This window comes from Brevundimonas sp. UBA7838 (assembly GCF_002500885.1).
Lineage (GTDB): Bacteria > Pseudomonadota > Alphaproteobacteria > Caulobacterales > Caulobacteraceae > Brevundimonas > Brevundimonas vesicularis_C.
In genome coordinates, this window is the sequence record NZ_DLTK01000087.1 from 898 (window position 1) to 7570 (window position 6673).

The window sequence follows — 6673 nt, forward strand, 5'->3', positions numbered from 1 at the left end:
AGAGCCCCTCCGTCACGGCGCGAAGACGCGCCGCGCCACCTCCCCACGACGCGGGGAGGAGACAGAGCGCCTTGACCGCGCCCGACTAAGCAGCGACATCGCGCCGCATGCCTGCCCTGCCCGTCGATCCGCACCTCTATTCGACCTTCCTCGGCGTCATGGCGGTGATGGCGATCACGCCCGGCCCGGCCAATCTGTTCGCCGTCGCGACCGGCGTTGAAAAGGGCCGCGCCTCGGCCCTGATCGGCGTGCTGGGCATGAACGCCGCGACGCTGGTGTGGTTCGGCGCTGCGGCCCTGGGTCTGGGCGCCCTGGTCAAGGCCTTCCCCGCCGCCTTCAAGGTCATCGCCGTCCTGGGCGCGCTCTATGTGGCCTGGCTGGGGATCAAGGCGCTGCGCGGCGCCTTCGCCACCGCCGCCGATCCCGACGAGGTCGTCGTCAAAAAAGGCCGAAGCGCCCTGATCGACGGGTTCGCCGTCCAGATCGCAAACCCCAAGGCTATCCTGTTCTTCACCGCCGTCCTGCCGCCCTTCATCGACGTGAACCGCCCGGTCGCGCCGCAGATGGCGATGTTCGCCATGGCGGCCATCGGCATGGATATGGTATCGATGAGCACCTACGCCCTGTCCGGCGCCGCCTTGTCGCAACGCATGCAGCAACCACGCTTTCGAAAGGGCTTCGGCGTCTTCGTCGGCCTACTGCTGATGGTCGCCGCCGTGCTGATCGTTCTTCGGCTCTAGACGCCGCGACGCTTCGTCATACAGTGGTCGGGAACGCCTTCGTTCATGCTCCGTTCAGCCGTCAGAGCGCCCGAATGGGCGATCAAGGAGTTTGATGTCATGAAAACCCTCCCCCTGAAGACCCTAGCGGTGACCGTCGCCGCCGGTCTGGCCCTGGCGGCCTGCGCCACCGCCACCCCGTATCAACCCGCAGGCTTCAACGGCCAGCGTGGCGGCTATGCCCACCAGCGCTTGGAGAACAATCGTTTCCGGGTCAGCTTCTCGGGCAATTCGCTGACCTCGCGCGAACAGGTCGAACAGTCGCTGCTGCTGCGTTCGGCCGAACTGACCGTCGAGAGCGGTTACGACTGGTTCTCCACCGTCAACCGCGCCACCGACCGCGACACCCGCTTCGTGGGTACGCCCGATCCGTTCTATTCGGGCTATAACCGCTTCTACAGCCCCTATTGGGGTCCGTCGTGGCGCTACTACCGCAGCGGCTTCTGGAGCCCGTGGGACCGTTACGGCCCGTGGGGCGTCAACGACTTCGACGTCCGCCAGGTCGATCGATTCGAGGCCAATGCCGAGATCGTCCTGGGTCGCGGCCCCAAACCCGCCAATGACCCCAACGCCTTCGACGCCCGCGAGGTGATCCAGAACCTGGGCCCGCAGGTCACCCGCCCGGCGGCCTGATGATAAAAGCCCCTCTCCACGGCGTGGAGAGGGGCTTTTTCTTTCATCCCACCCGCGGCGACTTCAGCCGGCGCTTGTTGGAGTGGGTCGCCGGCGCCGTGCCCATATCTTCCGGCACCTCGCCCTTAAAGTAGTAGCGCTGCCAGGCCTCCTTGGCCGCATCCGGATCGCCGCCGGCCAAACGCTGGTTGAAGTCGGTGCGGGCGCGGTTCCAGGCTTCGAACTGACCCTTCATCACCGGGTTGGATTCCAGCGTGCGGATGATCGGCTGGAACTGTTCGACTTTCTTGTGCTCGATCAGATTGATGAAGCAGAAGGGTTCGCCCTTCTCGAAGGTGATCCGCCCCGGCCGGGTGAAGATCCAGTTCATCGTGAAGGGGAAGGGCAGCCAGTCCGTCTCGATCAGGCCGACCAGCGGCTGGATGCCGTCCTTCACATGGTTGGGCGACCCCGAGCACATCATCCCCCAGCCAGGCGGCGTGCGGAACAGATATTGCGGATGCATGGTCAGCACCCCGCGCGAGAAGTGCGAGGTGACGAAATGGGCCAGATCGTGCTGGGGCCGATCCGGCGTGATGACGATGTCTTCCTGGCGCGGACCGCCGTTCCACTCGGCCGAGAAGCCGAACGGGCACAGGATTTCCCACCCCGTCGTGTTGGCCATGTTCAGCGGCAGACAGCGATAGGGGTGGCGACTGATGAAGGCGTCCATCCAGTTGCGCGACTGGCGGCCGGGCACCAGGTCCGGCGGCCGGGCCGTCATCGGATAGCATTCCAGTTCCAGCGGGCGCGTGTTGACGGTATCGACCATGACCATTTCCTAACGCCCGAAACCCGACGGCTCAACCATGACTGACGCACCCGCTTTCGACCGCGAGACCCTGACCGTCTGGCTGAAGGCGAACGGCGTGGATCATGTCACCCACGACCACCCGGCCGTCTTTCGCGTCGAGGAGGGGCAGGACCTCAAGGCCGACCTGCCCGGCGCCCACACCAAGAACCTGTTTCTGAAGGATCACAAAGGCCGGCTGTGGCTGATCTCGGCGCGTCAGGACACGGTCATCGACCTGAAGCGCGCCGCCGCCGTCATAGGCTCAGGCCGCCTGTCGTTCGGCGCCGAGACCCTGATGTGGGAAACGCTGGGCGTCCGCCCCGGCTCGGTCACGGCGCTGGGCCTGATCAACGACACCGACCGCCGCGTCACCTTCGTCTTGGACCGGCGCCTGTGGGACGCCGACATCGTCAACTTCCACCCCCTGACCAATACGGCGACCACCGCCCTGGATCGGTCGGCCTTTCGGCGAGTTCTGGCGCTGCTGGGGCGGGAGCCGGTCGTTGTGGATTTCGAGGCTTTGAGGGATATTTGATGCCAGATCGTTGGACAGTAGCAATGTGGGCGCTGGCGATAATCTCACTTGTGGTCGCGATGCTATCTTTCTTGGGAGTGAACAACCTGATCCAAGAGACTTGGGTCTGGGTCACGTCTTCGTACGCATGGTTGCCGCTCGTCGGGCTATCAACCTTCGTCATGTTGCAACGCGGAGTGCGTGAACATCAAACGGCAGTGCTTCAGGGACGCAATGATTGGTACAAGCCCTCATTGGCGCTGAGAGCCTGCCTAAGCCTAGCCATCTTGATCGGCCTAGCGTCATATTTCTGGCAGGCCGGCTAGCCTTGCGTTTGCGCGGTCGTCACCGCTTAACGCCAACCGCTTGAACCTCGCGGCCTAAGCCCCATCTCGCAAATCATGGATCAAGCGCGCGGCGACGAGAGGCGATTTTAGACGAATTAGACGAATTAGACGGTGTTTTTCGTCACCACCGTCTCAAATCCCGGCGCGACCTTTTCCCGGCTTGATGCCGACGCATCCCGACGCCATCTGAACCGTTGACACTGACCGATCTCTGCGCGGACCTCGCCCATGACCCTGCTCGACCCGACCCTGACCCCCGACGCCGCCGGCGACCTGATCAAGGAAGGCACCGACGCCTCCTTCATGACCGACGTCATCGAGGCGTCCAAGCATCAGCCGGTCATCGTCGACTTCTGGGCCACCTGGTGCGGGCCGTGCCGGACCCTGGGTCCGGCGCTGGAGAAGGCCGTGCGCGCCGCCAAGGGAGCGGTGAAGATGGTCAAGATCGATGTGGACGCCAACCCGGCCTATGCGGGCCAGCTGCGGGTACAGTCGATCCCGACTGTCTACGCCTTCGTCAACGGCCAGCCGGTCGACGGCTTCCAGGGCGCCATTCCCGACAGTCAGATCAAGGCCTTCATCGACAAGCTGACCGGCGGTCAGGGCGGCTCGACCGAGACGGCGCAACTGCTGGAGCTGGGCGAGGAATCGCTGGGCCTGAACGACTTCGGCGGCGCGGCCCAAGCCTTCGCCCACGTTCTGTCGATCGAGCCTGAGAACGAGAAGGCGATCGCCGGCATGGCGCGGGTCTATCTGGCGGGCGGCGACCCCGAACAGGCGGCCCAGACCATCGCCATGGCGCCGCAGGACTCCAAGGAGCCGACGGTCCAGAGCGTGCGCGCCCAACTGGCCCTGGCGTCTAAAACCCCTTCCGGCGCCTCGGCCGAACTTGAGGCCAAGGTCGCCGCCGATCCGAACGATCATCAGGCGCGTTTCGACCTGGCCGAGGCCCAGAGCGCGGCCGGCGACTTCAAGGGCGCGGTCGACAATCTGCTGGCCATCATCCAGGCCGACCGCGAGTGGAACGATCAGGCGGCCCGCAAACAGTTGCTTGTCATCTTCGAGGCGGCGGGCCTGACCTCGGACGTGTCCAAGGATGGCCGTCGCCGCCTGTCGTCCATTCTGTTTTCGTGATCCAGAACAAGCGGGCCTCAAGCAGCGCGAAGCGCGGTAGGCCCCAGGAGAAGTGATGCCTCAAGGCTATGTCCGCGCCCTCGACCTGCCCCAGGTGATCCCGGTGTTCCCGCTGGGCGGGACCATCCTGCTGCCGCGCGGACAGCTGCCGCTGAACATCTTCGAGCCGCGCTATCTGAACATGGTGGACGACGCCATGGCCGGCGACCGGATCATCGGCCTGGTCCAGCCCAAGGGCGGCACGCCGGCCCTGCCCGGCTTGTCGCCCGTCGGCTGCGCGGGTCGGATCACCAGTTTCGCCGAGACCTCCGACGGGCGCTATCTGATCACCCTGACCGGCGTGTCACGCTTCCGCATCGCCGCCGAGATGCCGTCCAAGACCCCCTACCGCCAGGTTCGCGCGGCGTTCGAGGCCTATGAGGACGATCTCGTCTCCCCGCCCGAGGAGCCGGACTTCGACAGGGACGCCTTCCTCGACGCCCTGCGCGCCTATATGGCCCACCGGCTCCTGGACATCGATTGGGAGACGGCCGAGACCGCGCCGATGGAGGCCCTGGTCAACAGCCTGTCGATGGCCCTGCCGTTCGAACCCGCCGAGAAGCAGGCTCTGCTGGAGGCCATGGGCCTGATGCCCCGCGCCGAGGCCCTGACCGCCCTGATGCGCATCGACGCCGCCGACGGCGGTGACGACGCCGCACCGTCCATGCAATGACGGGCTCAAGTAGCGCAAAGCGCGGTAGCGCCCTAAAGAGCTCTCAACTAGCGCCAGCGCGATAGGCCAAGAAAAATGAGTGACGCCTTCAATACGCCCGTGTCCGTCGATCCCCGCCTGTTGGAGGTGCTGGTCTGCCCCGTCACGCGCGGCAAGCTGACCTACGACCGCAACGCCAACGAATTGATCTCGGCGGGCGCCAAACTGGCCTATCCGATCCGCGAAGGCGTGCCGATCATGCTGGCCGAGGAAGCGCGTCAGATCGACTGACCGCCGCACCGACACCGAACATCCACTGGCCCGGAGCGCGGCGCGCCCAAAGGGCCTCAAGTAGCGCAACGCGCGATAGGCCCAAGAAAAATGACCCTCAGAGTCGCCATCCAGATGGACCCGATCGAGGCCGTCGACATCGCCGGGGACACCACCTTCCTGATGGCCGAGACGGCTCAGGCGCGCGGTCACAAACAGTGGGTCTATGACTTCCGCACCCTGGCGCTGGAAGAGGGCCGCCTCTACTGCCGCGCCCGCCCGATCACCGTGCGGCGCGAGGTCGGCAACCACGTCGACTTCGGCGACTGGGAAAAACTGGATTTGGCCCAGGACGTGGACGTGATCCTGATGCGCCAGGATCCGCCGTTCGACATGGCCTATGTGACCGCCACCTATCTGCTGGAGACGGTGCATCCCCGGACCCTGGTGGTCAACGACCCGGCCCAGGTGCGTTCGGCCCCCGAAAAGCTGATGGTCACCGCCTTCCCCGGCCTGCAGCCGCCGACCCTGATCTCGGCCGACCCCGTCGCCTTGGACGCCTTCCATAAAAAGCATGGCGAGGTGGTTTTGAAGCCCCTGCACGGCAACGGCGGTTCGGGCGTGATCAAGCTGCGCGCCGACGACCCCAACCTGGACGCCCTGATCGAGATCCACGCCGCCGGCAGCCGCGATCCGCTGGTGATCCAGAAGTTCATTCCCGCCGTGTCCAAGGGCGACAAGCGCATCCTGCTGATCGACGGCGAGCCCGTCGGCGCCATTAATCGCGTCCCGGCGGCGGGCGCGGTGCGGTCGAACCTGCACGTCGGCGGCACGGCCATGCCGGTCGAGCTGACGCCGCGCGACCTGGAAATCTGCGCCGCCATCGGTCCGACACTGAGAGAACGCGGCCTGATCTTCGTCGGCATCGACGTGATCGGCGACTATCTGACCGAGATCAACGTCACCTCCCCCACCGGCGCACAGCAGCTGAAGGCCTTCACCGGCATCGACGCCACGGCCCTCATGTGGGACGCCATCGAGGCCAAACGCGCCGCACAGGTTGCGTGATCGCCACTTGAATTAGATTTCGGTTCATGGTTCGTTCTCTTGTTCAGGTGGGAGAACGACATGGTCGCGCGGGTTGTCACGGTCGCCTTTGACGGGGTGGAAGCACGGCGCGTCGACGTCGAGGTCCAATTGATCGGCAATGACGGGCCGACCATCTTCAACATCGTGGGCCTGCCGGACAAGGCGGTGGCCGAAAGCAAGGAGCGGGTGCGCGGGGCCTTCGCCGGCATCGGTCTGGCCCTGCCCGCCAAGCGGATCATCGCCAACCTGGCGCCGGCCGACCTGCCCAAGGAGGGCAGCCATTTCGACCTGCCCATCGCTCTGGCCCTGATGGCGGCCATGGGGGTGATCGCGCCCGATGCGCTCGACGGCTGGGCCGCCCTCGGCGAGCTGGGGCTGGACGGC

9 protein-coding genes are annotated in these 6673 nt (G+C 65.6%); 8 read left to right on the plus strand and 1 reads right to left on the minus strand.

Going from position 1 to position 6673, the window contains the following annotated elements; genetic code table 11:
• Positions 1-107: 107 nt before the first annotated feature.
• Positions 108-740: a LysE family translocator gene (locus B3T77_RS06930; protein WP_055809403.1), complete on the plus strand. Its 633-nt coding sequence runs from the start codon at positions 108-110 to the stop codon at positions 738-740.
• A gap of 99 nt (positions 741-839) precedes the next feature.
• Positions 840-1412 (plus strand): CC0125/CC1285 family lipoprotein, encoded by a 573-nt coding sequence (locus tag B3T77_RS06935; protein WP_292078333.1) that lies wholly within the window; start codon positions 840-842, stop codon positions 1410-1412.
• Between the two features lie 43 nt (positions 1413-1455).
• Here the strand turns inward: B3T77_RS06935 and B3T77_RS06940 are convergent, their stop codons facing one another.
• On the minus strand, positions 1456-2223 hold the full coding sequence (locus B3T77_RS06940; protein ID WP_240612040.1) for a DUF6065 family protein: 768 nt from the start codon (positions 2221-2223) through the stop codon (positions 1456-1458).
• Positions 2224-2260: 37 nt separating this feature from the next.
• On the opposite strand from B3T77_RS06940, the gene B3T77_RS06945 reads away from it, so the two are divergent.
• The 6 genes from B3T77_RS06945 to B3T77_RS06970 all read left to right on the plus strand — a co-directional run.
• The gene (locus B3T77_RS06945) at positions 2261-2779 is read left to right on the plus strand and encodes a prolyl-tRNA synthetase associated domain-containing protein (protein WP_292078336.1); all 519 of its coding nucleotides are present in this window, start codon (positions 2261-2263) and stop codon (positions 2777-2779) included.
• A gap of 554 nt (positions 2780-3333) precedes the next feature.
• Positions 3334-4239, plus strand: coding sequence for a thioredoxin (gene trxA, locus B3T77_RS06950; protein WP_292078338.1), 906 nt, complete (start codon positions 3334-3336; stop codon positions 4237-4239).
• 55 nt (positions 4240-4294) lie between these two features.
• The gene (locus B3T77_RS06955; RefSeq protein WP_026108391.1) at positions 4295-4951 is read left to right on the plus strand and encodes an LON peptidase substrate-binding domain-containing protein; all 657 of its coding nucleotides are present in this window, start codon (positions 4295-4297) and stop codon (positions 4949-4951) included.
• 75 nt (positions 4952-5026) lie between these two features.
• Positions 5027-5221 carry a Trm112 family protein gene (locus B3T77_RS06960; RefSeq protein ID WP_201098812.1) on the plus strand — a complete coding sequence of 65 codons (195 nt, stop codon included), beginning with the start codon at positions 5027-5029 and terminating at the stop codon, positions 5219-5221.
• A gap of 90 nt (positions 5222-5311) precedes the next feature.
• Positions 5312-6268 (plus strand): glutathione synthase, encoded by a 957-nt coding sequence (gene gshB / locus B3T77_RS06965; protein WP_292078344.1) that lies wholly within the window; start codon positions 5312-5314, stop codon positions 6266-6268.
• 60 nt (positions 6269-6328) lie between these two features.
• Positions 6329-6673 (plus strand): magnesium chelatase domain-containing protein (locus B3T77_RS06970; protein WP_292078345.1); only part of this gene is annotated, 345 nt, incomplete at its 3' end.